Origin of the sequence: Nocardia flavorosea NBRC 108225, from assembly GCF_001613385.1 — a bacterium.
GTDB classification, from domain to species: Bacteria; Actinomycetota; Actinomycetes; order Mycobacteriales; family Mycobacteriaceae; genus Nocardia; species Nocardia flavorosea.
This window is the reverse complement of the sequence record NZ_BDCG01000008.1, coordinates 166,515-190,895: the sequence shown is the minus strand read 5'-3', so window position 1 is coordinate 190,895 and position 24,381 is coordinate 166,515. Positions and strand designations below refer to the sequence as shown.

The 24,381-nt window shown below is 67.6% G+C and carries 21 protein-coding genes; 12 read left to right on the top strand and 9 right to left on the bottom strand.

The genetic code is table 11. The features are described 5' to 3' along the window. Positions 1–80 precede the first annotated feature (80 nt). The 8 genes from NFL01S_RS09015 (at position 81) to NFL01S_RS08980 (ending at position 7,255) form a co-directional block, all read left to right on the top strand. Positions 81–1,037, top strand: a complete 957-nt coding sequence (locus NFL01S_RS09015; protein ID WP_062973373.1) for a helix-turn-helix domain-containing protein — start codon at positions 81–83, stop codon at positions 1,035–1,037. Continuing rightward, a complete protein-coding gene (locus tag NFL01S_RS09010; protein WP_062973369.1) occupies positions 1,034–1,255 on the top strand; it encodes a DUF397 domain-containing protein in 222 nt (73 codons plus the stop codon). Before NFL01S_RS09015 ends, NFL01S_RS09010 begins: the two co-directional genes overlap by 4 nt. A gap of 305 nt (positions 1,256–1,560) precedes the next feature. After that, positions 1,561–1,881 (top strand): hypothetical protein, encoded by a 321-nt coding sequence (locus tag NFL01S_RS09005; protein WP_062973367.1) that lies wholly within the window; start codon positions 1,561–1,563, stop codon positions 1,879–1,881. A 57-nt stretch (positions 1,882–1,938) separates the two neighbouring features. Next, a complete protein-coding gene (locus NFL01S_RS09000; protein WP_062973365.1) occupies positions 1,939–2,907 on the top strand; it encodes a hypothetical protein in 969 nt (322 codons plus the stop codon). Further along, positions 2,901–3,836, top strand: coding sequence for a hypothetical protein (locus tag NFL01S_RS08995; RefSeq protein WP_157116380.1), 936 nt, complete (start codon positions 2,901–2,903; stop codon positions 3,834–3,836). Before NFL01S_RS09000 ends, NFL01S_RS08995 begins: the two co-directional genes overlap by 7 nt. Next, positions 3,833–4,834: an LpqN/LpqT family lipoprotein gene (locus NFL01S_RS08990; protein WP_084492526.1), complete on the top strand. Its 1,002-nt coding sequence runs from the start codon at positions 3,833–3,835 to the stop codon at positions 4,832–4,834. Before NFL01S_RS08995 ends, NFL01S_RS08990 begins: the two co-directional genes overlap by 4 nt. A 71-nt stretch (positions 4,835–4,905) precedes the next feature. Further along, a complete protein-coding gene (locus NFL01S_RS08985) occupies positions 4,906–5,772 on the top strand; it encodes a hypothetical protein (protein ID WP_062973360.1) in 867 nt (288 codons plus the stop codon). A gap of 82 nt (positions 5,773–5,854) precedes the next feature. Further along, entirely contained in the window at positions 5,855–7,255 is a 1,401-nt protein-coding gene (locus NFL01S_RS08980) for a class II fumarate hydratase (RefSeq protein ID WP_062973359.1), read from the top strand. 290 nt (positions 7,256–7,545) lie between these two features. Here NFL01S_RS08980 and NFL01S_RS08975 read toward each other — a convergent pair whose 3' ends face one another. From NFL01S_RS08975 to glpX, 3 genes are all read right to left on the bottom strand, one after another. Beyond that, positions 7,546–8,403, bottom strand: a complete 858-nt coding sequence (locus NFL01S_RS08975; protein WP_062973778.1) for an acyl-ACP desaturase — start codon at positions 8,401–8,403, stop codon at positions 7,546–7,548. A 221-nt stretch (positions 8,404–8,624) separates the two neighbouring features. Then, positions 8,625–9,242: an LGFP repeat-containing protein gene (locus NFL01S_RS08970; RefSeq protein WP_062973776.1), complete on the bottom strand. Its 618-nt coding sequence runs from the start codon at positions 9,240–9,242 to the stop codon at positions 8,625–8,627. 227 nt (positions 9,243–9,469) lie between these two features. Next, a complete protein-coding gene (gene glpX, locus NFL01S_RS08965) occupies positions 9,470–10,513 on the bottom strand; it encodes a class II fructose-bisphosphatase (RefSeq protein WP_062973358.1) in 1,044 nt (347 codons plus the stop codon). A gap of 132 nt (positions 10,514–10,645) precedes the next feature. Here glpX and NFL01S_RS08960 point away from each other — a divergent pair, with 132 nt between their 5' ends. Then, positions 10,646–11,215: a DUF4245 domain-containing protein gene (locus tag NFL01S_RS08960; RefSeq protein WP_062973356.1), complete on the top strand. Its 570-nt coding sequence runs from the start codon at positions 10,646–10,648 to the stop codon at positions 11,213–11,215. 4 nt (positions 11,216–11,219) lie between these two features. Here the strand turns inward: NFL01S_RS08960 and NFL01S_RS08955 are convergent, their stop codons facing one another. Genes NFL01S_RS08955 through NFL01S_RS08945 form a run of 3 tightly spaced genes read right to left on the bottom strand, consistent with a single transcriptional unit; the run spans position 11,220 to position 13,608 of the window. After that, complete coding sequence (locus tag NFL01S_RS08955) at positions 11,220–11,453, bottom strand: exodeoxyribonuclease VII small subunit (RefSeq protein WP_062973352.1); 234 nt, start codon at positions 11,451–11,453, stop codon at positions 11,220–11,222. Between the two features lie 2 nt (positions 11,454–11,455). After that, complete coding sequence (gene xseA, locus NFL01S_RS08950; RefSeq protein WP_062973774.1) at positions 11,456–12,811, bottom strand: exodeoxyribonuclease VII large subunit; 1,356 nt, start codon at positions 12,809–12,811, stop codon at positions 11,456–11,458. A 14-nt stretch (positions 12,812–12,825) separates the two neighbouring features. Further along, entirely contained in the window at positions 12,826–13,608 is a 783-nt protein-coding gene (locus tag NFL01S_RS08945; protein WP_062973350.1) for a lipid droplet-associated protein, read from the bottom strand. A gap of 248 nt (positions 13,609–13,856) precedes the next feature. Here NFL01S_RS08945 and NFL01S_RS08940 point away from each other — a divergent pair, with 248 nt between their 5' ends. Then, complete coding sequence (locus tag NFL01S_RS08940; RefSeq protein ID WP_062973348.1) at positions 13,857–14,864, top strand: 4-hydroxy-3-methylbut-2-enyl diphosphate reductase; 1,008 nt, start codon at positions 13,857–13,859, stop codon at positions 14,862–14,864. A 669-nt stretch (positions 14,865–15,533) separates the two neighbouring features. Here NFL01S_RS08940 and NFL01S_RS08930 read toward each other — a convergent pair. Then, a complete protein-coding gene (locus NFL01S_RS08930) occupies positions 15,534–16,538 on the bottom strand; it encodes a DUF6542 domain-containing protein (protein WP_210744437.1) in 1,005 nt (334 codons plus the stop codon). A 292-nt stretch (positions 16,539–16,830) separates the two neighbouring features. On the opposite strand from NFL01S_RS08930, the gene NFL01S_RS08925 reads away from it, so the two are divergent. Together NFL01S_RS08925 and NFL01S_RS08920 are read left to right on the top strand one after the other, a co-directional pair. Beyond that, the gene (locus NFL01S_RS08925; RefSeq protein WP_062973343.1) at positions 16,831–18,027 is read left to right on the top strand and encodes an exonuclease SbcCD subunit D; all 1,197 of its coding nucleotides are present in this window, start codon (positions 16,831–16,833) and stop codon (positions 18,025–18,027) included. After that, a complete protein-coding gene (locus NFL01S_RS08920; protein ID WP_062973341.1) occupies positions 18,024–21,848 on the top strand; it encodes an AAA family ATPase in 3,825 nt (1,274 codons plus the stop codon). Before NFL01S_RS08925 ends, NFL01S_RS08920 begins: the two co-directional genes overlap by 4 nt. 382 nt (positions 21,849–22,230) lie before the next feature. On the opposite strand, the gene NFL01S_RS08910 is transcribed toward NFL01S_RS08920, so the two are convergent. Both NFL01S_RS08910 and NFL01S_RS08905 read right to left on the bottom strand, forming a co-directional pair. Further along, a complete protein-coding gene (locus NFL01S_RS08910; protein ID WP_062973337.1) occupies positions 22,231–22,764 on the bottom strand; it encodes a methylated-DNA--[protein]-cysteine S-methyltransferase in 534 nt (177 codons plus the stop codon). Further along, entirely contained in the window at positions 22,764–24,356 is a 1,593-nt protein-coding gene (locus NFL01S_RS08905; RefSeq protein ID WP_157116379.1) for an Ada metal-binding domain-containing protein, read from the bottom strand. Before NFL01S_RS08905 ends, NFL01S_RS08910 begins: the two co-directional genes overlap by 1 nt. Positions 24,357–24,381: the final 25 nt, after the last annotated feature.

The following is a 24,381-nucleotide window of genomic DNA, read 5'->3' as shown; positions in this document are numbered from 1 at the left end:
CACGGAACATCGCGCAGGGGCGCATCTCCAGTAGATAGGAAGCACGCGCGATTGTGCGGTCTCTTCACTGGGGAAATGCCGTGGTAAAGCTGAACTTCCACCACGGCGCCTTCCATATCGAGACAATCCAGTTAGCGAGGGTAACTATCGTGGGTAGTGGGTCCATGCTTCCCCGCCGTGCATTGGGACGCCAGCTGCGCAAAATGCGCCTGCGGGAGGGGATAACGCAGGCCAGTGCCGCGCGTGCGGCCGAGGTATCGCCGCAGTCCTATGGTCGTCTGGAGGACGGCCTCAAGACCAAGATCACCGATCTTGCGATGAACGCTTTGTGCAACGCTTTCTCGAGTTCGGACGTGGAGCGGAGGACGATTCTCGATCTCGCTCAGGAGGTACGACAATCCCAGGGCGCCGATGGCGGATGGTGGCAGGCGTACGCCGAGGTGGTGCCCGAGACCTTCAATCACTTCATCGGATTGGAAGAGTCCGCAATGCATATTGCGTCCTGGGAAGTCGCGTTGTTCCCAGGGCTGTTGCAGACCCGAGAGTACCGGCGAGCTCTGATATGGGCCGAGTATCCGGATATGCCGCCGGAAAACGTCGAACTGACTCTCGACATCGTCATGCGGCGCCAAGAAATCCTCGAGAGGAGCGATTTTCACTTCGAGGCGATGATTGCCGAGCCAATTCTGCACACTCCGGTCGGCGGGCCTGCTGTATCCGCGGATCAGCTCTCACACCTGCTTGCCGTTTCACGGTTACCGAGTGTCACTATGCGCATCGTGAAGCGGGATGCCAGAGACCTTCTTGGATTGATCACTGGGTCATTCGTAGTTTTCGACCTGCCGCCGTTGCCGGTTTCGCGGATGCGTCAACCGTCGGTGGCCTACGCCGAGGGCTATTTCGGCAGGGTCTATATCGAGGGAGACGCCAAGGTTGCTTTGTATCGACGGGCCGTGGAAAGGCTGCGGCGAGTAGCGTGTTCGCCAGACGAGTCCAGGGACCTGGTGCTCGAGGCGCGCAAGGAGTGGGAACAATGATCGACCTGTCCAACGCTCGGTGGTTCAAGAGCAGCTGGAGTTCCGGTCAGCAGAATTGCGTGGAGGTTGCTTTCGTGAGCGATGAGCTGGTCGGTGTGCGAGATTCCAAGAACCCCAGCGGCCCGCCTCTGCTCTTCGGTGCGGCGGAGTGGGCCGGTTTCCTCACCGGCCTGGCGAGCGCTGGGTTCGGTGCAGCACCTGATACCGGCGTGGTGTGATAGTCGTTCGCAGGCGGACTCCGCTGTAGCACCGCCCACATATCGGCGGCGGGACGGTACCCGCGATGTCTGGCGTCCCGGGGGTGGCGAGCCCGGGACGCCTTACGAGTGGAAGGTTGTTTCAGCGATCCGATCCGCCGATGCGGGATCGCACCGGCGAGTGCGGTGGCTCCTGGTTATCACGCCCCACATTGGGTAACTCGGTCGACAATGATCGTCGCCCCATGTCCACTGGTCAGTGTGGTCATGGTACGAAGGGGTGGACCTGATTACGGTTCTGGACATGTACGCGCGAAGGGGGACACATGTCTATCGAGGTGGACGAGGACAGTCTGCGGCAGGCTGCGGCGGCGTTGGCTCTGCTGCCCAGCGATATCGACGCAGTGCCGAAACTCGATGCCGAACGAGCCGGAAATACCTTGAAGGGCTCGGCTGTCGGTGCCGCGCTGATGGGTTCCAATGCGGCCAGTACGCGGGCGAAAAACCTGCTCAACGCGCGATTCAACCAGCTGTCCGGGCTGTTGGCGATGTCGGCGAACAGCTTCACCGGAACCGATGTCGATGCAGCCGGTCGGCTCGCTGCCGCTGTTGATCTCAACTCCGGCGATCCGCATGCGGTGAAGTAGTTCGAGATGGCTACACCGACAGAGGTTCTCAGCTGGGACGTTTCGAACCTGCCCACAGTGGCGACCAATGCGACGGGCATTGCGGACGGGATTATCAAAGCCGCAGCCACCATGTACGACACGCTGCACAACGGCCTCATGTGGAAAGGTGAGGCCAAGGTCGCGGCGGAAGGCAAAGCCGACCGCGAACAGACGCAGATGCGGGCAATTGCCACCGCCTACGACGACCTTGCCGCGGCAGCCACCGGCGCCTACCAGGCGATGGAACATACCCTCACCGAAATCAAGGTGCTCTTCCGTAACTACGCGCACGCTCCCGTCATGGTCGGCGAGGACTGGAGTGTGACCGGGGTCGAGGACTGGAACTCCGAGGCCGGGATCCAACTCGCTCGCCTACCAGGTCTGGCGGAAGCTCTGATGACCGCCGACGCTCAGTGGGGGGCACGGCTCGCCGACGCCAACGCCGAACTCGAACGCATGGCTTCCGATGAAACTCTCACCGCCGTCGTGAACGCCGTCAAGCAGATCAAAACCGACGATCCCAGAGCGCTGCCGGACGAGATCGCGGAATCCCCTTGGGCCCACTGGAAACCGGACGTGCCGGCAATGACTGCCGCCGCAATCTCCGGTGCGATGACCGACGGTGTGAAGATGGGGTTGGAGGGGGCGGCAAAGACCGCCGACGACGCAGCAGTTCTGAAATGGGTGCAGGACTGGGGAAAATACGCGCCTGGAATCACCAGGCTGGGAATCATCGGTAATGCGATCGGCACAGTACCGGCAATTGTGAACGATATCGAAGGAGGGATGGCGCCCGCGGAGGCAATCGTGAGCGAATCCGCCGGTACTGCGACTGGCATGGTCACCGGAACCGTTTTGGGTTCCGTGATCGGCAGCGCCGCTACGGGAGCTCTCGCTGGATCGGCGGTACCCGGTGTCGGTACGGCTATAGGGTTCGTTTCCGGTATTGTTATCGGCGGGGCTACTGCTTACGGAACCTCCAAAGGGATTCAAAAGCTATGGTAGCGATGGATGAAGATAATGTTCGATTCCCCGACGTGGAATGGCGCGAGCACTGGCCGGTAGACCGCTCTGTAAGCGCTCTTGTAGTATCGCTGATCTTCGCGCTGCTATTTCTTGTGCTGGCGGCGCTTCTCTTCGGCATGGTCCCATTCGATGCCGGGTGGATACCGGTGATCGGTGCATGCGGCGGAGCGCTGCTGATGCTCGGCGCGGCATCCGCATTCATCGGCAAGCTGTCATGGTTGGTCCGGCGCCGTGATTCGGGCGTCCGGGGCCATGTCGACACCTCGCACGGCCCCGGAATCCGACTGGTCATCGGGCATTCCAATCAGATCATCGGTTTGTGTGCTCTGGCGGGGTGTGCGCTGTACGGGCTGTGTGCGTGGCTCGATTGGAAAACTGGCGGTAGCTATTTGTTGCCCTTGTCCAAGTCTGATCGAGCCGGTGCCACGTGGATTCTGGTGCTCGCGTCGGCGGCGGCAGTCATCGGTGTATTGCTGGCTATCGCATTCAGATGGATGATTACGGTGGAAATATATCCTGACGGAGTGGCCAGAAAAACTGCGCTGCCGTTCGGGCGGAGCCGTGAGGAATTTATTCCATGGGATGATATTCGCGCACTCAGGTCGGCATCTTTTTCTGCGTACAACTCGTCTCCTCCGATGGTAGAGGTCGAGTATTCGGGTACCGGTGTGGAACCCCGGAACAAGGTTTTTGACAGGCCGGGTGTACTGGGACTGCCGGTTCATCTGGTCCGATGTGACATCAATTCATTTTTATCGATTATGCAGTATCTGAAAGACCATAGTCGGGCGCGTTCACTCTTGGCTCATCCTGATGCTCCGCAGTGGTTTCTTCGAGTAGAGCGAAGTGGCCGGAAGGCCGGCCGAAAGGCTGGCCAGATACGCGACATAGAAGGTGATGAAGAGTGAGTGTAACGTCGAGTCGTCCAGAGGGCTATGTCAGCATCGCCGAATACCTCGCCGAAAACGAGGTGCGCTCAACGCCCGTCCATCCGGATACTGTAGCGGCACCCCGGATATCCCTCCAGGCTCCACAGGAGTGGCGCGAAATCCCTCGGGAGATCCTGCCCGGCGCGTATTGCGCCTGGGCGAAGGCTTCAGAGGGTGCTACGAACTGGTCGGACAACGTCCTCATCATGGTCGGCCGTTTGGACCGGCCGGTCGATTCCGCCACCCTGCTGCGCTGCGGATACACCGATTCGCGGCGCATGCCGGAATGGCAGGAAATTCAGTCCGATGCCAGCAGTTGTGCCGGATTCCCCGCGGTAGCGGCCTTGGGCAAGTATCGCGTCGAAGCCCATGAGTACGTTGCGTACACGCGGTATGTCTTGACAGATAAGGCGCCCGCTCAGTACCTGATCCAGGTCACTGCGACGGTCCGTGCCGACTCACCTACCGCGGTAGCCGATATCGGTATGATCATGAGTGGCCTGAGTGTGGCAGTGTCCGAGGCTCGAGAGGTACCCAGCGAAGGTGTCCAAGCGAATGCGCCGGTGAAACCTCAGGGGGGACCGAAGGCTGTCACGACGGCTGATGTCCGGGGTATCGGTATCGCGCTGGAGCCGTCGGGTTTTCTCCACAGCTTGACCATCGATGTTCATGCGTTCGCCAAGGGCCCTGATGCGCTGGCGGCGAGCATTGTCGCTGCTTACCAGCAGGCGGCGGCCGCCCTTCCAGCCACCCAAACAACCCGGCCGGATACCGCTGCCCCGAATCCGTCGGCATGGCGTGCACCGGCAGCCGGCGATGACTGGCCGCCCGACAACCGACCCGACCGCCCGGCGAATTACGCCCCGGCAGTTGAGCAGCCGTATCCGTGGCAGCAACCTCTTCATCGGTCAGCGCCGAACGGCCCCGCGCAGTCACCGCACCATCTGCGGCCTCCACCCTCATATGGTTGGCGCTGACGGCTGACGCATTTGAGCCGGAAACCGCTGTCGCTCATCACTTGTCGGTGTCACGCGCTAGCGTTCGGGTCATGCCTTCGACCCCGCATGAAGTGGTGATCGATATGTTCACGGAGCGGCCACGTCTGGTCGCTTCGTTACTATCCGGGCTCGGCTACGAGCTACCCGACTACGAGACCGTGGAACCCCACTCGGAGCGCGCCGCCGTGGTGGCGCCTACCGAGTACTACGCCGACGCCGTGCTGGCCTTCCGCCGTGGCGGTGCCGTTGTCCTGGCGGTTGTGGTGGAGATCCAGCTCCGGCCGGACTCGGATAAACCCTGGTCATGGCCGGTATACACCACATCCCTGCGGGCTCGGTTGAAATGCCCGGTTTTGCTTATGGTCGTCTGCCCGAACCGGCGTACCGCGAAATGGGCGGCCAAACCGCTGGTAATCGGCTTCGGTAACCCACCCACCACCGTGACGCCGCTGGTACTGGACCCGTCGGCGGTACCGGTGGTCACCGATCCGGAACTGGCGACCGAGCTGCCTGAGCTGGCCGTATTATCCGCGGTTGCCCACCCGCACCATCGCGACCATGCTCAGATCTGGGTGGCCCTGGCCACTGGTCTTCGAACGCTCGGGGCCGACCCCGCCCTGCGATATCATGATTTCGTTCTGACGATGCTGCCGCGTGCTGTTCGTCCTGATTGGGAGGCTTTCATGTCCACCGGTCTGCGTAACTACAACTTCACCAGCGACTTCGCCCGCAAGTACATCGCCGAGGGCGAGGCAAAGGGCGAGGCGAATTCGATCCTGACTGTCCTCGACGCCCGTGGGATCACAGTGTCGGACCAGGTTCGCGAGACCATCACCTCATGTGATGACCTCGACCAGCTGCAGAAGTGGTTGCGGAGATCGTTGGAGGTGGTCGAGGCCGAGGAACTGCTCGGCTGACAGGCCTCCTCGAAGCGTGCCGGTGATCCAGACCGCACGCGTGGCACGCCAACTTCGCGCGGGCCCGGCATAGGGTCGGGTTATGAGCGAGGAAACGCAGTATCGCATCGAGCACGACACCATGGGCGAGGTCCGGGTTCCGGTGGATGCGCTGTGGCGGGCGCAGACGCAGCGGGCGGTGGAGAATTTCCCGATCAGCGGGCGCGGGCTGGAGCGGGCGCAGATCCGGGCGCTCGGGCTGCTGAAGGGTGCCTGTGCTGTCGTCAACCGGGATCTCGGTCTGCTCGACGCGGAGAAGGCCGATGCCGTGATCGCGGCCGCCGCGGAGATCGCCGAGGGGCGCCACGACGACCAGTTCCCGATCGATGTGTTCCAGACCGGGTCGGGGACCAGTTCCAATATGAACGCCAACGAGGTGATCGCTTCGATCGCGGCGAACAACGGGGTCACGGTGCATCCGAACGATCACGTGAACATGTCGCAGTCGTCGAACGACACCTTCCCGACCGCCACCCATCTGGCGGCCACCGAAGCCGTGATCAAGGATCTGCTGCCGGCGTTGGAGCATCTGCGGCTCGCGCTGCTGGACAAATCCGATGAGTGGCGGACAGTGGTGAAATCGGGTCGTACGCATCTGATGGACGCCGTGCCGGTGACGCTGGGGCAGGAGTTCGGGGGATACACACGGCAGGTCGCGGCGGGGATGGAACGGTTGCTGGCGACGTTGCCGCGGCTGGGGGAACTGCCGATCGGCGGGACGGCGGTCGGCACCGGTTTGAACGCGCCCGCCGATTTCGGCACGAAGGTGGTGGCGGAGCTGGTGCGCACCACCGGGATCGACGCGTTGAGCGAAGCCGAGGACCATTTCGAGGCGCAGGCCGCACGGGACGGTCTGGTGGAGGTTTCCGGGGCGCTGCGCACGGTCGCGGTGAGCCTGACGAAGATCGCCAACGATATCCGCTGGATGGGATCCGGGCCGCTGACCGGGCTGGGGGAGCTGCAGTTGCCGGATCTGCAGCCGGGGAGTTCCATCATGCCCGGCAAGGTCAATCCTGTGCTGCCCGAGGCGGTTACGCAGGTGGCGGCGCAGGTTGTCGGTAACGATGCCGCGGTGGCGTTCGCCGGGGCCGGCGGGCATTTCGAACTGAATGTCTACATTCCGGTGATGGCGCGCAACGTGCTCGAATCGATTCGCCTGCTGGCGGCGGTGTCCCGGTTGTTCGCCGACCGGTGTATCCACGGGCTCACCGCGAATGCCGAACGGCTGCGCACACTGGCCGAATCCTCTCCTTCGATTGTGACGCCGCTGAATTCGGCGATCGGATACGAGGAGGCCGCGGCGGTCGCCAAACAGGCACTGCGGGAGGAGAAAACGATCCGGCAGACGGTGATCGACCGGGGGCTGGTCGGCGACAAGCTCAGCGAGGAAGAACTGGACCGGCGCCTGGATGTGCTGTCCATGACGAATGTCGACCAGGACTGAAACCGTCGGTCGGCGCTCGCGGAAGTAGAGGGTGTTCCGGGTGAAAGCAAGGCGCCGACGCCCGGAACCCGATGCTCGGGATCCTGGGGCGCGGCGCTTCTCCGAACCGGCCCTGGGTATGGCCTCGCCGGTCCGCGGCTGCTGCGCCCCGAGACTCTCCCATGGCCCTGCCCCCGGATTGCCCGGCACATCGGTCGAGCCTGCCCGTCGGGTGTTATCGGGGCGCAACGGCAGCCGTCATACCCCGCGCCGCCGGTACCCGGCCTGTCGAGCAGGCCGGGCGGTGGCGGTCAGGAGCGGAAGCGGTCGAGCTCGGCCCGTGCCGCCTCGCCGGCTTCGCCGAGATCGGTGCGACCGAAGACATTCCAGCGCTTCAGCAGCGGGGCGAAAACCAGTTCGTCCTGTTTCGCCGGATCGTAGATTCCGGCTTCGGCCAGCACCTCGTCGCTGCTGCGGCCGTCGGGCAAGGTGAGGGAAGGCACCCGGAACGCGGCGATCTGGTCGGCGACAGCGCGCACGGCCTGGTCCGGTGCCTGCTCGAAGCCTGCCGCCAGCAGATCGGCGAAAACCTCCGCTTGGGTTTCGTCGTCCTGCGCGATCCGCTCGCTGATGGCGGTGACCAGTTCGTTCTCCCCGAGCGCCGCGGTGTTGCGGTGCCGGATGGCAGAGGCCTTCTCCTCGAACGCGCAGGCGGCCAGCACATCGAGCAGGTGCATCGGTTCACGGCGGAAACCGGTGGTCATATGACCCATGCGCAGCCGTTCCAGTTCCACCGGATCGCAGGCGCGGGTGGTCATCAGGTAGTTGCGGATCAGGACGGAATGCCGGGCTTCCTCGGCGGTCCACCGGCCGACCCAGCGCCACCACGCGCCGGTCCGCAGATATTTGCCGACCTCCCGATGATAGGAGGGCAGATTATCGGCGATGAGCACGCTCACGGTGAGTGCCGTGCGTGCGGTATCGCTCAGTGTGGACTGGGTGGGGCCCCAGTCCTCGCCACCGAGGAAGGCGAAGTTGCGTCCGGCGTCCCACGGGACGTAGTCGTGCGGCTGCCATTCATCGGCGGTTTCGATATGGCGCCGTATGGTCAGTTCCACCTCCACCGCGAGGGATTCCAGCAGGTCGCGGTCGGTCAACAGATTCTGCACGCACACACGGTAGCCGGTCGCGGGAGAGATCGGGTGAGCGCCGGGTCGGGTTGGGAACAATCGGTCCCAGGTCCAGTTTCGGTGGTGATCGTGCACGGTTTCCGGAGCGCTCGAAAAGTGATCGCGGATTCTGGCCGGGGTACGGCGCGGTAGCGGTTCGGCCGGACTCCCGCGGACAGCAGAAGGGGCGCCCGCCGCGGCGAGCGCCCCTGTGCCGGAAATCAATTCTGGGTGACGGTGGTGGAGCGGTCGGAGGAGTTCCAGGTGATGGTGCCGCCCTCGAACTCGCTCATCTTGCCCTCCGGGGCATCCTGTTCGTCCGAGACCGGGAAACCCAGTTCGCCCTCGGCGCCGCCGTTGGCTTCCCACGCCTCCCGGATATCACCCCACACTATGTGGGCCCCGGTGTCCTCACTGAAGAAGATGGTGCCGCCGACGAAGTTCTGGTAGCGGCCACCGTCACCGGCGACCTGTTCCTCGCCTTCGGGCATGCCGAGAGTGCCGGCCGGCCCGCCCGCCTCGTTGTATTTCTGATAGATGCTGCCGGACACCGTGACCTCGGTGCCGTCCGGTGTCTGCACCGTGGTCTCACCGGCATCGGCATTGGGATCCTGGTCCGGAGTGGGCGAACCCTCGGCGCCGGTGGTCGGGCCCTCGGCCCCCGGTGAACCGGTCGGGGTGTTCCCCTCTCCGGTGTTTTCGCCGGGCATCACCTGCGAGGTGAGTGAACCGACAGTGTCCGAGACCGAGGTGTCGTCGTCGCCGCAGCCCGCAACCAGCAGGCCTGCGGCCGCGAGCGCAATGGTGAATCCTGCTGAACGTCGAGCGAAGTGGTGCATGTCCATCCTCTCGCGACAGGCCGGCGTGATTCGCGGCCGCGGCCGCGTGGCTCATCACTCCGGCTCGTTGAGATGGCAACGCAACGGCTACCCAGCGCGAAATCCGTGGCGCCGCCACCTTCTGTGGTCACGGGGATAGTACCTGCAATCGGCGGGCACAGGATCGTATGCCCGATATTTGCTGTGGTGGGTGCGCCGACGCGCTGATCACGCGCCGGCGGCCACTGTCACGGCAACGGGGGATTGGCGTGTTCGTCGCCGTGGAAATCGACCGAGGAATACTCGCGGAGCTTGGTGAGCCGGTGGTAGGCATCGACCATCCGGACAGTGCCCGATTTCGACCGCATGACGATCGACTGGGTGGAGGCACCGCCCCCGTAGTACCGGACGCCGCGCAGCAGGTCGCCGTCGGTGACGCCGGTGGCGCAGAAGAAGACATTGTCACCGGCCACCAGATCCTCGGTGACCAGCACGCGGTCCAGATCGAGTCCGGCGTCGATGGCCTTCTGGCGTTCGTCGTCGTCCTTCGGGGCGAGCTTGCCCTGCAGCACCCCACCCATGCAGCGCATGGCGGCGGCGGCGATGATGCCTTCGGGCGTGCCGCCGATGCCGACGAGGATATCGGTGCCGGAATCGGGACGGGCGGCGGCGATCGCCCCGGCGACGTCACCGTCGGAGATCAGCCGGATCCGGGCGCCCGCGTCGCGGACCTCCTGGATCAGATCGGCGTGCCGGGGACGATCCAGGATGCAGACGGTGATATCGGACACCGACGCGCTCTTGGCCTTGGCGACCTTGCGGATGTTCTCCGCCATCGGCGCCGAGATATCGATCACATCGGCCGCATCGGGCCCCACGGCGATCTTGTGCATATAGAACACGGCCGAGGGATCGAACATGGCGCCGCGTTCGGCGACCGCGAGTACCGAGATGGCGCCCGGCGAACCCTTCGACATCAGGGTGGTGCCGTCGATCGGGTCCACCGCGAAGTCCACTTCGGGCCCGGTGCCGTCGCCGACGTTCTCCCCGTTGTAGAGCATGGGCGCCTCGTCCTTCTCGCCCTCACCGATCACCACGACACCGCTCATCGACACCGAACTGACCAGCTGCCGCATCGCATCGACGGCCGCTCCGTCGCCGCCTTCCTTGTCACCGCGGCCGACCCAGCGGCCCGCCGCCATCGCACCGGCCTCGGTGACACGGACGAGTTCGAGCGCGAGGTTGCGGTCGGGCGCCTCGCGGCGGCTGGAAGGGGTCGCGGATGCCGTCATAGCGGGTGCCTCCTTGGCGTCGGAACTTCGGGGTAATTGTCGCATTGACCCGTTCCGCGGAAATGATCAGCTGGTACGGCTGTACCGGGGGCGGGGCGGGGCGGTGCCTCTACCACGGTGGATACTGGGAGCGTGCCGAACAAGAAGCCACGCATCATGAACGACTACCGGGATCTCGTCTGGTCGCTGATCCCGTTGGTACTGATCGCCGTGGTGTTCGCCGGGCTCACCAGCCAATGCAGTTTCGCGGCGAACGGTCCGACACAGGGCACGATCCCGAGTTTCGACGCCGCCTCGGCCCTGCGCTCCGACGCGCAGAACCTCCGGTTCCCGGTGCGGGAACCGGCGCTGCCGGAGAACTGGAAACCGAATTCGGGCAGCCGCGACACCATCCCTGCCGCCGGGGGCGGCACGGTGAGCACGATCGGCTACATCACCGGCGCCGGCACCTACATGGAACTCAACCAGAGCGACGCCACCGAAGAAGTGCTGGTGGACCATGTGGTGGGCACCCGGTACGCCACCGGTACACGGGAAACGGGCGGCCAGAAATGGGTGATGTACGACGAGCCGGACGCCGAACCCGCCTGGGTCGCCGACTTCGGGGACAGCCGGGCGCTGATCCGCGGCGCCGGCGATACCGCGGCCTTCGAGACGCTGGCCGCGGCAGTGACGGCCGCGCGGCCGCTGCCGGCCCGGTAACCGGCTATTCCCGATCGGAGTCCGCGAGCGCCTTCTCTATCCGCTGCCGGGCACCGGCCAAATGCTCCTCACAACGATTCGCCAGGGCCTCGCCGCGTTCCCAGAGGGCCAGGGCATCGTCGAGGTCCATACCGCCCTGCTCCAGCATCTTCACCACATTGACCAGTTCGTCACGGGCGCGTTCGTAGCCGAAGCCGGAGATCTCGCCCAGCTCGTCGGTGGCGCTGATATCGGACACGGTCAGGTCCTCTCGGTGTTGTGCGGTTCAGCGGTATCGGTCGCACCAGGCTCGGCGGCGCGCCGCGTCGCCGAGCGGCCCGCGCCGAGCGGGATCGTGCCCAGGCCGGCGGCCGAGATCGCGCCGTCACCGACCCGGATCCGTAGCTGACTGCCCGCGGGCGCGTCCTCGATACCGCGCACCACATGGCGTTCGGGGCCGGCCACTCGTTGCACGACAGCGTAGCCGCGGGCCAGTGTCGCGGCCGGTCCCACGGCAGTGAGCTGGCGCCGCAGATGCCCGGCGGTGGTGGATTCGGTGCGGAGCAGATCCGTGACGGTGCGGCGGGCGGCGGCGCGCAGGCGTTCGACCTCGTCGTGGCGGTGGCCGAGTTCGCGCAGCGGGTCGGCCAGGACCGGCCGCGAACGCAGCTGTGCCAGCGCCGCGGCCTCCCGCTGTACCCAGCCACGCAGTGCGGCGGCGGAGCGGGAACGCAACTCACGGACCAGCGCGGTTTCGGCGGCCGCATCGGGGACCACGCGTTTGGCGGCATCGGTCGGGGTGGCAGCGCGCAGATCGGCGACCAGGTCCGACAGCGGGGAATCGGGTTCGTGACCGATCGCGCTGACGATCGGCGTGGTCGCGGCGACGATCGCGCGGCACAGGGTCTCGTCGGAGAAGGGCAGCAGATCCTCGACACTGCCGCCGCCGCGCGCCAGCACGATCACCTCGACAGCGGGATCACGGTCGAGGTCGGCGAGCGCGTCCAGAATCTGCGAGACCGCGGACGGGCCCTGGACGGCGGTATTGCGCACCTCGAACCGCACCGCGGGCCAGCGGCCGCGGGCCACGGTCAGCACATCGTGTTCGGCCGCGCTACCGCGGCCGGTGATCACGCCGACGGTCGCGGGCAGGAACGGGAGGGGGCGTTTGATGCGCTCGTCGAACAACCCTTCCGCGGCCAGCAGTGCCTTGAGCCGTTCTATCCGGGCCAGCAGTTCACCGACACCCACCGGGCGGATCTCGGTGACCCGTAGCGACAGGGTGCCGCGACCGGTGAAGAACGACAGTTTGCCGTACACCACTACTCGGCTGCCCTCCTGCAGCGGAACCGGGGCATCGCGCAGCAGCGCCGGATCGCAGGTAACCGATATGGACATATCGGCGGCGGGATCGCGCAAGATGAGGAACGCGGTGCGGGTACCGGGCCGCAGATTGATCTGGGTCAACTGGCCCTCGACCCAGATACTGCCGAGCCGGTCGATCCACTGGGCGACCTTCATCGACACCGAACGCACCGGCCACGGCTGTTCGGCGGAATTGGCGGGGGCGGGCGGCTGCCCGGACCGGCCGGAACCGGCCCGGCCGGCCGCGGACACCGGATCGGCTCCCGTCACTGGGCTCGCACGGTGGCGATCCGATTGGTCAGCATGGTGACGAAGGCCGCGCGGTCCCGGGTGCGCTGCTCGTAGTCCAGCAGCGCGACCAGGTCGGCAACGGTCAACGTGCGCAGGCGGCCGCGCAGCTGGGCGAGGGTCATATTCGGGTAGTCGTAGCGGGCGCCGACCTCCGGAAGCCCGGGCTCGGCGGTGTCTGCCGGCTCCGGGTCGGTCGTCGCCTCGGCTTCGCCGGTATCGCCTGCCTCCGGCGTTGCGGCACTCGTGGCTTCCGGGGCAGGTGCAGTCGTTGCGGGCTCCGGGTCCGGGACAGAGGTGCCGGTTTCCGGGGCGGGCTCCGTCGCGACCCGCTTCTCCCACTCTTCGGTCTCGAAGGTGGTGGCCTCGGGCACCGCGCTGCCGTTCTGCATCGCGCGCAGCCCGGCCAGAGTCTCCTGCAACGCCAGCTCCACCTCGGCCGGATCGGAATCGAACCGGTCGAACCCGCTGTCCCGCGCCGGTGCGGCCCCACCGGGCCGGCGTACCGGCAGTTCGTCGTCCTCGTCGAAGGTGGCCCATTCCGGCCGCTCCTCCGGACGGTTGACGATCCGGTCGAAAACCGAATCACCTTTGATCGCGAGACTGGTGACGAACTGCTGGGCGTGCATACCCGCCTGCAGCAGCTGGCTCACCGCGGTTACGGGGAACTTGACCGCCGCGGAAGGCAGCCGTCGCGTCTCCTCCAGGACGTAGACGGCGGCTCCGGCGGCGACACGGGCCAGGAACGGTGGTCGAAACATGGTACTAGCCTGCCCGATATCGCATGGTCCGCAAAAGAGGGCGAGCACACTCGGCCCGGCGTGGGGCGCCACGGGCACCGGCCGAATCGGTCCGCGGCCCGCCCGGACACCGCACCGGCTGCCGGGGCGTATCTCCCGCCGCAGGTCAGCGTCGTGCGATGGCTGCCCGGCGACGCGGCGACAGCGGGGCGGGTGTGCTGCTGCGCACGGCCGCAGCAGGGGCTCGGGTGCGCACGTATCCTGTCGGCATGTCCTCGGCCATACCGTTGAATGTCGGAATCACTCGCTCGGCAGGCGCCGCCACCGTCACCGCCGAGGGGAAACGAGTGCTGCTCGCCGAACCGCGCGGCTACTGCGCGGGCGTGGACCGCGCGGTGGAAACCGTGGAGAAAGCCCTGGAGAAACACGGCGCGCCCATCTACGTCCGCAAGGAGATCGTGCACAACCGCCATGTGGTGGAAACCCTCCGCGAACAGGGCGTGATCTTCGTCGACACCACCGACGAGGTGCCCGAGGGTGAACTCGTGGTGTTCTCCGCCCACGGCGTCTCCCCGGCCGTCCATACCACCGCCGCCGAACGCAACCTGCGCACCATCGACGCGACCTGCCCCCTGGTGACCAAGGTGCATCAGGAAGCCAAACGATTCGCCCGTGACGACTACGACATCCTGCTGATCGGCCACGAAGGCCACGAGGAAGTGGAAGGCACCGCCGGCGAGGCGCCCGACCACGTACAACTGGTCGACGGTCCCGACGCGGTCGCCGGGGTGCGGGTGCGCGACGAATCCAAGGTGATCTGGCTGTCGCAGACCACGCTCAGCGTGGACGAGACCATGGAGACCGTTTCCCGGCTGCGCGAGAAGTTCCCGGCGTTGCAGGATCCGCCCAGCGACGATATCTGCTACGCCACCCAGAACCGGCAGGTCGCGGTGAAGGCGATGGCACCGGAATGCGATCTGGTGATCGTCGTCGGCTCCCGGAACTCGTCCAACTCGGTGCGCCTGGTGGAGGTGGCGCTGGGCGCCGGTGCGAAGGCGTCATATCTGGTGGACTACGCACGCGAGGTCGATCCGGCCTGGCTGGAAGGCGTGCAGACGGTCGGAATCACCTCCGGAGCCTCGGTCCCGGAGATCCTCGTGCGCGGGGTACTGGACATGCTGGCCGAACACGGCTTCGGTGAGGTGCAGCCGGTGACCACCGCCAACGAGACCCTCGTCTTCGCGCTGCCGCGAGAGTTGCGCGCCGCCCGGCGCTGACCCACCGAACCGCATCGGCCTGCCCGGTCATTCGGGCCGGGCTGATTCGCGACCATCGGCGGCTGCCCGCCGATGGTCGGCAGGGCCGGCGGTTTCGGTTACGCCCGAACCGGCATTCGGGTCGCTTACGCCGATATGCGGCCGCGCGAGAAACAGCAGTTCTATTTGTCTTGCGCCGCCCGGCACCGAGGAGCGTGTCCGGGTGCCCGGTCGAACGGCTCGGAAGTCGCCGGACCCGCGGAGCGCAAGTGTGTGACACCCGGCCGGCGCCGCGCGCGAGGGCCCTGCAACTGGTGCCGGGCGGTACGTCCGGGAACTGTATTCGGCCGGGCCCGGCCTGGCCGCGGCCACAACCGGCGGTCCCCCGATGCCGCGGCCGGCTTCGTCGCCGATCCCCACGCCCTCCGGCGACGATGCCGGATCACAGCAGGTGATCAGGTCCCGAAGTTGTCTGCGACCGAAGCGGTATCTGTGGCCCTCGGACCACGGTGAGTGTGGGCACGCGTTGTGCGATGGCTCTGCTTGGACCTGCACCGGGCCGGGGGCTGCGGCGGTTGTGGACCGCGGGGCGGGCCGGGTCGGCAGCCCGTCGCCCGCTATCGCTGCTGAACGTCAACCGTCAGCTGAGTACGGCCGCAGGGCGGGGCCGCGGGATCGACGTATCGGGGTTTACATCCGTTCCGGGCGCCGGCGTTCCGGGATGGGCTCCCGATCGCGGAACCGGGCGACCTGCGGCTGGCGCGGTGGTTCGCCTCCACCGCGCCGGGGGTGCGCTCGGGCAGGGTCTTCCGGCATCGGAGCGCCGGCGCGCGGTGGACGGTGTGGATGCACCTCCCGGCCCCGCGGCTGGGCCTCCCGGGCCCGCGGGGCGGCCGAGCGCGCCGGTTGTTCGGCCGCCGGCCTGCCCCGACCACCGCGCCGTGGGGGTTCGGGGGCGGATTCGCGGGTGTAATCCGGCTCGGGGTTCTCCGGACGCTTCGGGCGGGGTTTGGCCTTGGTCTTCGTACTTGCCTTCGACCGTGCGGCCAGCGTTTCGGCGCGTGTCGGTTTGCCCCCCCGTGCCGGCTTTCCCTCGCCGCCCACCGGACGCTTGGACTGTCCACGCCCGGGTCGTTCGGCGGTACTGCGGCGCGGCCGGTCCTCCGGGCGGCTACGCGGCTCCGAGCGGCTCGGACGCCGTTCGCGCCGTGCCCAGCTGGTGCCGCGCCGTGCCTCGACGGTCTCCCGGGCCGTTTTCTCCGACCGGTACTGCGCGATCCGGATCGCGGCCACCAGCAGCACCAGCACGGTGGCCAGCATCATCGGTGGAAAGCGGTGAACGAGCGGGATGGCCAGATTCAGCAGGATGTCCTTGATCGAGGAGGTACTGCTTCCGGTGAGCTGGCGGTAGGCGATGGGGACCGCGACGAACAGCAGTAGCGGCGGTAACACCATCGTCGTGAACAAACCGCGGAACCGCACGACCGCCACGGCCGCCAGACAGCCGACGATATAGAAGGCACTGAAGGTGCCGGTGAGGTCCGTGACATCGCCGAGGGCGTCGATGAGGAAGCCCACGAATGTGCACGCCGCCGCGATGAGCACCGCGGCATACGCCGGTACGCCCGGCACCGTCGGCAGTAACGAACGTTGCGGCGCGGGCACCCGGGAATTCACTCGTTGGGAAGCAGCCACGTAATGAACACTATCGCCCGGAAGGGTCGGCCGCGTTACGGCACGGCGGGTCCGGCGCCACGATTGTGCGGAAACCGTGCTCGGCGGGCGTATTCATGACTGTCCAGTCCCGTAGGTGGCGCCCACCACGATGGCTCATTCGAGACACCGGACCGGACTGAGACACCGTCACCGGCGCGCGCTACGGCCGGATCGGCGGGCGGAGAACGACGTCGGCGTGTTGCCGGTGTGGCGCCACCGGGAATCGGATTCGCATTGAAAGGTGTCGGTGGGTTGCCCTAAGTTCGCGGTCATGCGAATCCTGCATACGTCGGACTGGCATATCGGGCGCACCTTCCACGGCGTGGACCTGCTGGCCGACCAGGAGCGGGTCCTGGAGGCGATAGCGGGACTCGTCGCCGCGGAAGGCGTGGACACCGTTGTGCTCCCGGGCGACGTCTACGACCGGTCGATCCCCAGCGCCGACGCTATCGCGGTGTGCAACAGGGGTTTCGAGGCGATACGTGCTGCCGGGGCGCGGATCGTGGCCACCTCGGGTAACCACGATTCCCCCACCCGGCTCGGAGCCGGGGCCAGTTTCGCCGCCGCCGGTGGGTTGTATCTGCGCACCACCGTGGCCGATTCGCACCGGCCGATCCTGCTGTCCGATTCGCACGGGGAAGTCGCGTTCTACGGAATCCCCTACCTGGAGCCGGAGATATGCCGGGCCGAGCTCGGGGTGCCGCAGGCCCGTTCCCATGCCGAGGTGCTGGCCGCGGTGCTGACCCGTATCCGCGCCGATATCGCGGAGCGCCCGGGAGTCCGGGCGGTACTGCTGGCGCACGCCTTCGTGACCGGTGGGACGGCCGGTGGTTCGGAACGTTCCATCTCGGTGGGCGGGGTGGAGACGGTTCCGCTACAGCTGTTCACCGAGCTGGCGGCCGACTATGTGGCCCTGGGACACCTGCATTCCCCGCAGACACCGGCGGAAACGGTGCGCTACTCGGGCTCGCCGCTACCGTACTCGTTCGGCGAGAGCTCGCATCGGAAGAAGGTGTGGCTGGTCGATCTCGAGGCCGCCGGCCCGGCCCGGGTGCGGGGACACGAACTGCCGCAGGTGCGCGGTCTGAGCAAACTCACCGGAACCCTGGAGGAGCTACTCGGCGATTCCGCCTGGGCACCGGCCGAACAGGACTACGTCTCGGTGACCCTCACCGATTACGCCCGGCCGGTGGACGCGATGCGGAAACTACGGGAGCGGTTTCCGCATGCGGTGCATGTGGAATGGGAGCGCCCACAGGCGAGCACAGCACTGAAATACCGGGAGCGGGTGCGCGGCCGCGACGATACGGCGATCGCCCGCAGCTTTCTCGGTGATGTCCGCGGTGAGCCCAGCGAAACCGAGATGCAATGGCTGGCCCGGGCAATGGCCGCCGGGGTACGTGAACCCGAATCCGGCGGCGGCGCCACCACGGAGCCGGCGGTCGCCGGAACGGAACTCACGGCATGAGATTGCATCGGCTGGAGATGACGGCGTTCGGCCCGTTCGCCGACATCACGACGATCGATTTCGACGAACTCGGCGCGGACGGGCTGTTCCTGCTACACGGCCGTACCGGAGCGGGAAAAACCACGATCCTCGACGCCATCGCCTACGCGCTCTATGGCCGGGTTCCGGGGGCCCGCGGAGACAAACGCCTGCATTCCGATCACGCGCCCGCGCAACTCCGGCCGGAAGTGAAGCTCGAGGCGACCCTGGGCGGCCGCCGGGTCCGGATCGTCCGCAACCCGGAATTCGTGCGGCCCAAACTGCGCGGCAGCGGAACCCGGGTGGAGAACGCCAAGGCCACTCTTGCCTGGCTGGACGGCCGCGGTACGAATCTGTCGCGGATCAACGAGATCGGCGACGAGATCATCCGCCTGCTCGGTATGAGCGCCGATCAGTTCTTCCAGGTCGTCCTGCTACCGCAGGGGGATTTCGCCCGCTTCCTGCGCGCCGAGAACGAGGACCGGGAACGGCTGCTGGAGAAGTTGTTCGACACCGGCCGCTTCGGCGCGGCCGAACAGTGGCTCGCTGCACAGCGCAAGAACTCCGGTGAACAGATCGGGGCTCAGCAACGTAATGTCGAGGACCTGATCACCCGGGTCGCGGTAACCGCCGGTATCGACCGCACCGAACGAATCGACATCCTCGACGCGGTCGAATGGTCACAGGATCTGCTCACCACCGCCCGCGGCGACCTGGAGCGGGCGCAACGTGAATTGGCGCTGCGCCGGGAGGAATCGGCGGACGCCGACGAACAGGCGGAAAACGAACGACGTGCGGCCGAACGCCGCCGCCGGCTCGCGCTCGCCCGGCGGCAACTCGACGACTACGCGGCCGGTGCCCGGCAGCGCGAAGCCGACCGGTCCGAATTGGAACGAGCCCGGCGCGCCGAGCCGGTGGCCGCCGCGCTGGCCGAGGCCGAGGCGGCGGCGGAATCCGCGCGGGATCGCGATGCGGTAGCCGAAGAGGCGGCTCGGCGATTGGCGCGACTTGCCGAGGAACCCGAAAGCCTGGATGTTCCGGGTATTCACCTGGTGCGGCCGGGGGCGCATATCGATCGGTCCGCCGGGAACCGACCGGAGGAAAACACTCTGGAGACGCCCGTAGCCGACGAACTCTCCGGTGGGATGGCGCCGAGTCGCGAGGAAGACTGCGACCACTTCGCTCTTTTCGCCCTGGAACCGCAGGCCACGCCAGGTGTATCGCCGCCCGAAGCCGAAGCCGAAGCCGAAGCCGAAGCCGAAGCCGAAGCCGAAGCCGAAGCCGAAGCCGAAGCCGAAGCCGAAGCCGAAGCCGATCCGGCAGCGGGGCACCCTGCGGCAGGTGGTTTCCGTGAGGGCACCGTGGCCGGCGCTGTCACGCGGCCCGTTGCGGCGACTCCGGACGAGGATCTCGTGCTGGATACCGCGATCCGCGGGTGGAGCGCGCACCTGGGCAAACTCGAGGAAATCCGGTCTGCCGCCCGGGATGCCGCGATGCTGCGGAACGATCTCGGTGAACTGCACGAATCCGAGGCGCGGCTGCGCGAACGGGCGGCCGAACTCACCGACCGCCGGGCACAGCTACCGGAGGTTCTGGCGGCCGCCCAGGCCCGGGCGCGGGAGGCCGACGACGCGAAGGCGGCGCTTCCCGGGCTGCGGTCCGAACACCAGCGGTTGCAGCAGGCGGCCACCGCCGCGGTCGAACTCGCCGGGGCGCGAACCAGGCTCGATCGGGCGCGTGTCGATTCGGATGCGGCGCGGGCGGGTCATCTGGAGGCGCGCGAGCGGGTGCTGGACCTGCGTGCGCAGCGTCTGGCCGGGATGGCGGCGGAACTGGCCGGGCATCTGGTCGACGGGCAGGCCTGCGCCGTCTGCGGATCGGCCGACCATCCACAGCCCGCGCGCCCCGGAACCCTCTCGGTTTCCGAAGAGGACGAAGCGGCGGCCGTTGCTGCCGAACAGGCCGCCCACCTCACCTCGGAACGCGCTCAGAGCGCGATGGCGGAGGTGGAACGCGAGATCGAAGCGTTCATCGCCCGCGGCGGGGATACCGATCGCGTGGAACTCGCCGCCGCATTGGACCGGGCGACCGACCGCTGCGGTGACGCGGAAGAACTGGCTGCCACTGCCGATGAATGCGCCGCCGAGATCACGCGCCTGCGTGCGGAGGAGAATCGCCTGCACGACGCCCTCCGCGAGACCGAAACACAGCTCGGTGCGGTGGCCGAGCAGGTTCGGGCCGGACAGAACCGGCTCGCCGAAACAGAGCGCAGGCTGCGCGCAGCGGCCGGCCGCGACGAGACGATCGGCCGCCGTCGCGAACGCCTGTACGCGCTGATCGCCGCTGCCGGGGACCGGCGCGAAACCCTGGCGGCCGCGCGGGCCGCGTGGGAAAGAGTTGCAGGTGGCGTGGCGCGCCTTCGAAAGCTCGCGGCCGCAGCAGGGTTCGACTTGGGTACGGACGCGATCGAGAACGCGGACCGGCCGGGCATCGCCGCCGATGATCGTGTGGCACAGGTGCGCGCGGTAAGCCGATCAGGGCCGGCCTGCGCATCGGGCGAAGCCGGAGTTCCAGAGGCCGCCGGCGTACCGGGCGGGTCCGGTGTCGCTGGACCGGCCGAGCCGTCAGAGGGCAGCCTCGGTGCGGCGGGTGCCGGCTACGGACCGGCCGCTGCCGGAGCCTCGGCAGCATCGGTCGATGCGGGGACAGCCGATGCCATGGGGTCCGTCGGTGGATCGGACGCGACGGGTGTCGTGGAGGCTGTCGGTGAAACGGAGGGGGCCGGTAGCGCAGTTGCGGCGGGCGAACCGGATGCGGTGGGCGTCGCAGGGGCAACTGGTGGTCCAGGGGCGTCCGGTGGTCCGGGGGCGACCGGTCGTCGAGGGACGGTCGGGAAAACGGGAGCGGCCGCTGCTCCCGCGGCACTACTGGCCGCATTGCGCTGGTACGCGCCCCTGGTCGCCGCCGCGACCCGAAGCCGGGAACGGAGGGAAACCCTCCATGCCGCCCTTACCGCCGCAGAAGAGTTGCGGGCGGGCGCGCAGGCCGTGGTCGATGAGCCGGAGATCCAGGCGGCGGCTGCTACCGAGCCCCGTGACCAGGAGGGGCTCGCGGAGGCGGTGCACAAGGCCCGGCAGGCGCTGGACGAGGCGGTGGCTGTCCACGGGGCCGCCGTGCAACGGGTGACCCGGCTGGAAACGCTGTGCGGACAGTTGTGGGCCGCGGTGGATCTGATCACCCCGGCTCAGCGGGCACACCGGGAATTGGCGGAGCTGGCCGAGGTGGTCGCCGGCCGTGGCGAGAACAACCGCCGGATGTCGCTGCGGTCCTATGTGCTCGCGGCCCGGTTGGAGGAGGTCGCGGTGGCGGGGTCGGTGCGGTTGCGCCGGATGTCGGGCGGGCGCTACGAATTCGTGCACACCGACCGCGCCGGTACGCACGGCCGGCGCGGTGGCCTGGGGCTGGATATCCACGACGACTACACCGGTGCCGTCCGCCCTGCCCGCACACTCTCCGGCGGGGAGACATTCATGGCGTCGCTGTCGCTGGCGCTGGGGTTGGCCGATACCGTCGCGGCCGAGGCGGGCGGGATCATCCTGGACACCCTGTTCATCGATGAAGGTTTCGGCAGCCTGGACGCCGATACTCTGGACGCGGTGATGGGCGTGCTCGACGAGTTGCGCGACGGCGGCCGGGTCGTGGGTCTGGTGAGCCATGTCGACGAGATGCGCCAGCGCATCCCCAGCCGCCTCCACGTGATCCGCGGAGCCCATGGTTCCCGGGTGCAGACCACCATCGTCTGACCGGCTACGGGCCCAGAACCGGATTGTGCCCGCAATTCGGTGGATTGCCATCGGCCACCCGGCCGATCCTCGAGCCGGACGGTTCTCGAGAACCCCCGGCCGCGTGGCGTCGCTTCGACAGGCTGACGGCGGTGGTCGTCGACGCCGAATCCCCGGCCACCACCCGGCAGGTGGTGCTCGAAGCCGAGAGTTCCGATCCGGAGGGCGCAGGCCGTGGACCCCCGCCGTCCACGCATCTCGAACAGGCCCCATGTTCCCCGGTCGAACCATGATCTCGGAATCCGCGGTATCGAGACCGTGGCCTCGGCTACAGAATTCGTCGCTCTCTGGGAGTCGACCCGATACCGCAGACGAGCGGGCTTCCGGGTAACGCCGGAATCCGTCAGCCGGCGGACTCGTGGTCGAGCAGCCAGCGTTTGGCCGGCAGCCCCCACCGGAAGCCGCCCAGGGTGCCGTCGGTGCGCAGGATCCGGTGGCACGGTACGAACAGTGCGGCGGCATTGCGGGCGCAGGCGCCGGCGGCGGCCCGGGTGGCGGCCGGCCGGCCGGCCCGGGCGGCGAACGCTGTGTAGGAGATCGGGTTTCCGGCGGGCACCGTGCGCAGCACATCCCAGGCGTGTGCGAGGAATTCGCCCGACTGCTGCCGTACCGGCACGGTATCGATGGCGGTGAGTTCGCCGTGGTGATAGGCGGTGACGGCGGTGGTCACCGAGCCGAGTTCGGTGCGGGGGCGCACATCGTCCGGCCGCAAGGTGGGGTGGATGAGTATGCGCAGATCCTCCGGTGTCGCGGTCCAGCCGGCCGCCAGTACCGCCCCGTCCGTTGCGACGATGGTGGTGAACGGGCCGAGCGGGGTGTCGACAGTCGCGAAATCGGCTGTGCCGGTAACAGTGGGGGAGATGGTGGGGGCGGACATCAGGAGATACTCACTTTCGCGTCGGAATCGGCGGGTTTCGCGGTAGCGGTGCGGGCACGCAGCTCGGATCGCCACAATTGCATGGAAAGGTAGGAGCGCCAGGGGGACCAGCGCGTGGTGTCGGACAGATCGATCCCGTGCCGGGCAGCGCCGCGGCGGACCACGAGATCGGTGGTGAGCAGGATGTCGGGATCGGCGAGCAACCGCATGGTCACGTAATCGGCGGTCCATGGGCCGACGCCCGGAAGCGCCAGCAGATCGCGGCGTAGGTCGGCGGCCGTCCGGCCCTGGTGCAGGACCAGTTCGCCGCTCGCCAGCGCGGCCGCGGCGGCCGTGATCGACCGGATGCGCTGGGCGGGTCCGGCCAGTACTTCCGCGCCGTGCTCGGCGATTGCGGCGGAGGTGGGGAACAGACGAGGTATCGGCCCGTCGGTGGGTTCGCCGAGCGCGGCGACCAGGCGGGCGGTATGGGTGTTTGCAGCCGCCACCGAGATCTGCTGCCCGATCATCGTGCGCAACAACAACTCTGCGGGATCCGCGCAGCCGGGGACCCGGATGCCCGGGGTGAACGGCGCGGCTGCGCCGGGTAGTTGTCCCGAGTGCAGGAGTGCTTCGTCGACGGCGACCGGATCGGCGTCCAGATCCAGCAGATGTCTGATCCGCGCCACCGTGGGCGCGAGATCACGCATATCGCGCAACGCCAGTTCCGCGCGGACATGGCCGGGCAGCACGCTGAGCCGTATCCCCGCGTAGCCGTGCGGGGTGCGGAGATTGCGCAGGTAGGTGCCTTCGCCGATCGGCCCGGTCTGCCATATTTCGAGGCCGGGGGTCGTATGGGCCGACAGGAACCATTCGAGCCAGCCACGGTCGAGCGGTTCGCGGTAGGGCAGGCGCAGGGTGAGAGTCCCGCAGGCAGTAGTCCCCGCCAGGGCGTCGGCCCCTTGCCCCGCCTCGCGGTCCTGCCGTTGTGCTCCGGCGCGACCCTGCCGCGGCGAATCCGTGCGACTCCGCCGCTGGGCCTCCGTACGCATCGTGCTGGGGCTCACCGCGAACACCTCGCGCACGGTGTCGTTGAACTGGCGGATACTCGCGAAACCGGCGGCGAAGGCGATATCGGACATCGGCATATCCGTGGTCTGGATGAGCAACCGAGCCGTATGCGCCCGGTGGGCCCGGGCCAGCGCGAGCGGACCGGCGCCGAGTTCGCTGGTGAGGACCCGGGTGAGCTGGCGTTGCGAATAGCCCAGCGTCGCCGCCAGCGCCGAGACTCCGCCGCGTTCCACCACGCCGTCCCCGATGAGTCGCATGGCCCGGGCCGCGAGATCCGCGCGAGTGTTCCACAGTGGCGACCCCGGCGCGGCATCGGGCAGGCAACGCCGGCACGCCCGGTAACCGGCCTGCTGCGCGGCGGCAGCCGTCGGCAGGAAGGTCACGTTGGCGGGTTTGGGGGTGATCGCCGGGCAGGACGGGCGGCAGTAGATTCCGGTGGTGCGGACGGCGGTGTAGAACTGCCCGTCGAACCGGGAGTCGCGCGCGGTGACGGCGCGGTAGCAGCGCTCGAAATCCAGGACGGTGATGCTCACCCGATTCACGATGTCAGGTCGGGCGGGCCATGGC

What these genes read in the sequence shown, in the direction of transcription:
- NFL01S_RS08925 (WP_062973343.1), top strand. Translation starts at nt 16,831, where the DNA reads ATGCGAATCCTGCATACGTCGGACTGGCATATCGGGCGCACCTTCCAC.
- glpX (WP_062973358.1), bottom strand. Translation starts at nt 10,513, where the DNA reads ATGACGGCATCCGCGACCCCTTCCAGCCGCCGCGAGGCGCCCGACCGC.
- NFL01S_RS08980 (WP_062973359.1), top strand. Translation starts at nt 5,855, where the DNA reads ATGAGCGAGGAAACGCAGTATCGCATCGAGCACGACACCATGGGCGAG.
- NFL01S_RS08920 (WP_062973341.1), top strand. Translation starts at nt 18,024, where the DNA reads ATGAGATTGCATCGGCTGGAGATGACGGCGTTCGGCCCGTTCGCCGAC.
- NFL01S_RS08945 (WP_062973350.1), bottom strand. Translation starts at nt 13,608, where the DNA reads ATGTTTCGACCACCGTTCCTGGCCCGTGTCGCCGCCGGAGCCGCCGTC.
- NFL01S_RS08995 (WP_157116380.1), top strand. Translation starts at nt 2,901, where the DNA reads ATGGTAGCGATGGATGAAGATAATGTTCGATTCCCCGACGTGGAATGG.
- NFL01S_RS08985 (WP_062973360.1), top strand. Translation starts at nt 4,906, where the DNA reads ATGCCTTCGACCCCGCATGAAGTGGTGATCGATATGTTCACGGAGCGG.
- NFL01S_RS08910 (WP_062973337.1), bottom strand. Translation starts at nt 22,764, where the DNA reads ATGTCCGCCCCCACCATCTCCCCCACTGTTACCGGCACAGCCGATTTC.
- NFL01S_RS09010 (WP_062973369.1), top strand. Translation starts at nt 1,034, where the DNA reads ATGATCGACCTGTCCAACGCTCGGTGGTTCAAGAGCAGCTGGAGTTCC.
- NFL01S_RS08940 (WP_062973348.1), top strand. Translation starts at nt 13,857, where the DNA reads ATGTCCTCGGCCATACCGTTGAATGTCGGAATCACTCGCTCGGCAGGC.
- NFL01S_RS09005 (WP_062973367.1), top strand. Translation starts at nt 1,561, where the DNA reads ATGTCTATCGAGGTGGACGAGGACAGTCTGCGGCAGGCTGCGGCGGCG.
- NFL01S_RS08970 (WP_062973776.1), bottom strand. Translation starts at nt 9,242, where the DNA reads ATGCACCACTTCGCTCGACGTTCAGCAGGATTCACCATTGCGCTCGCG.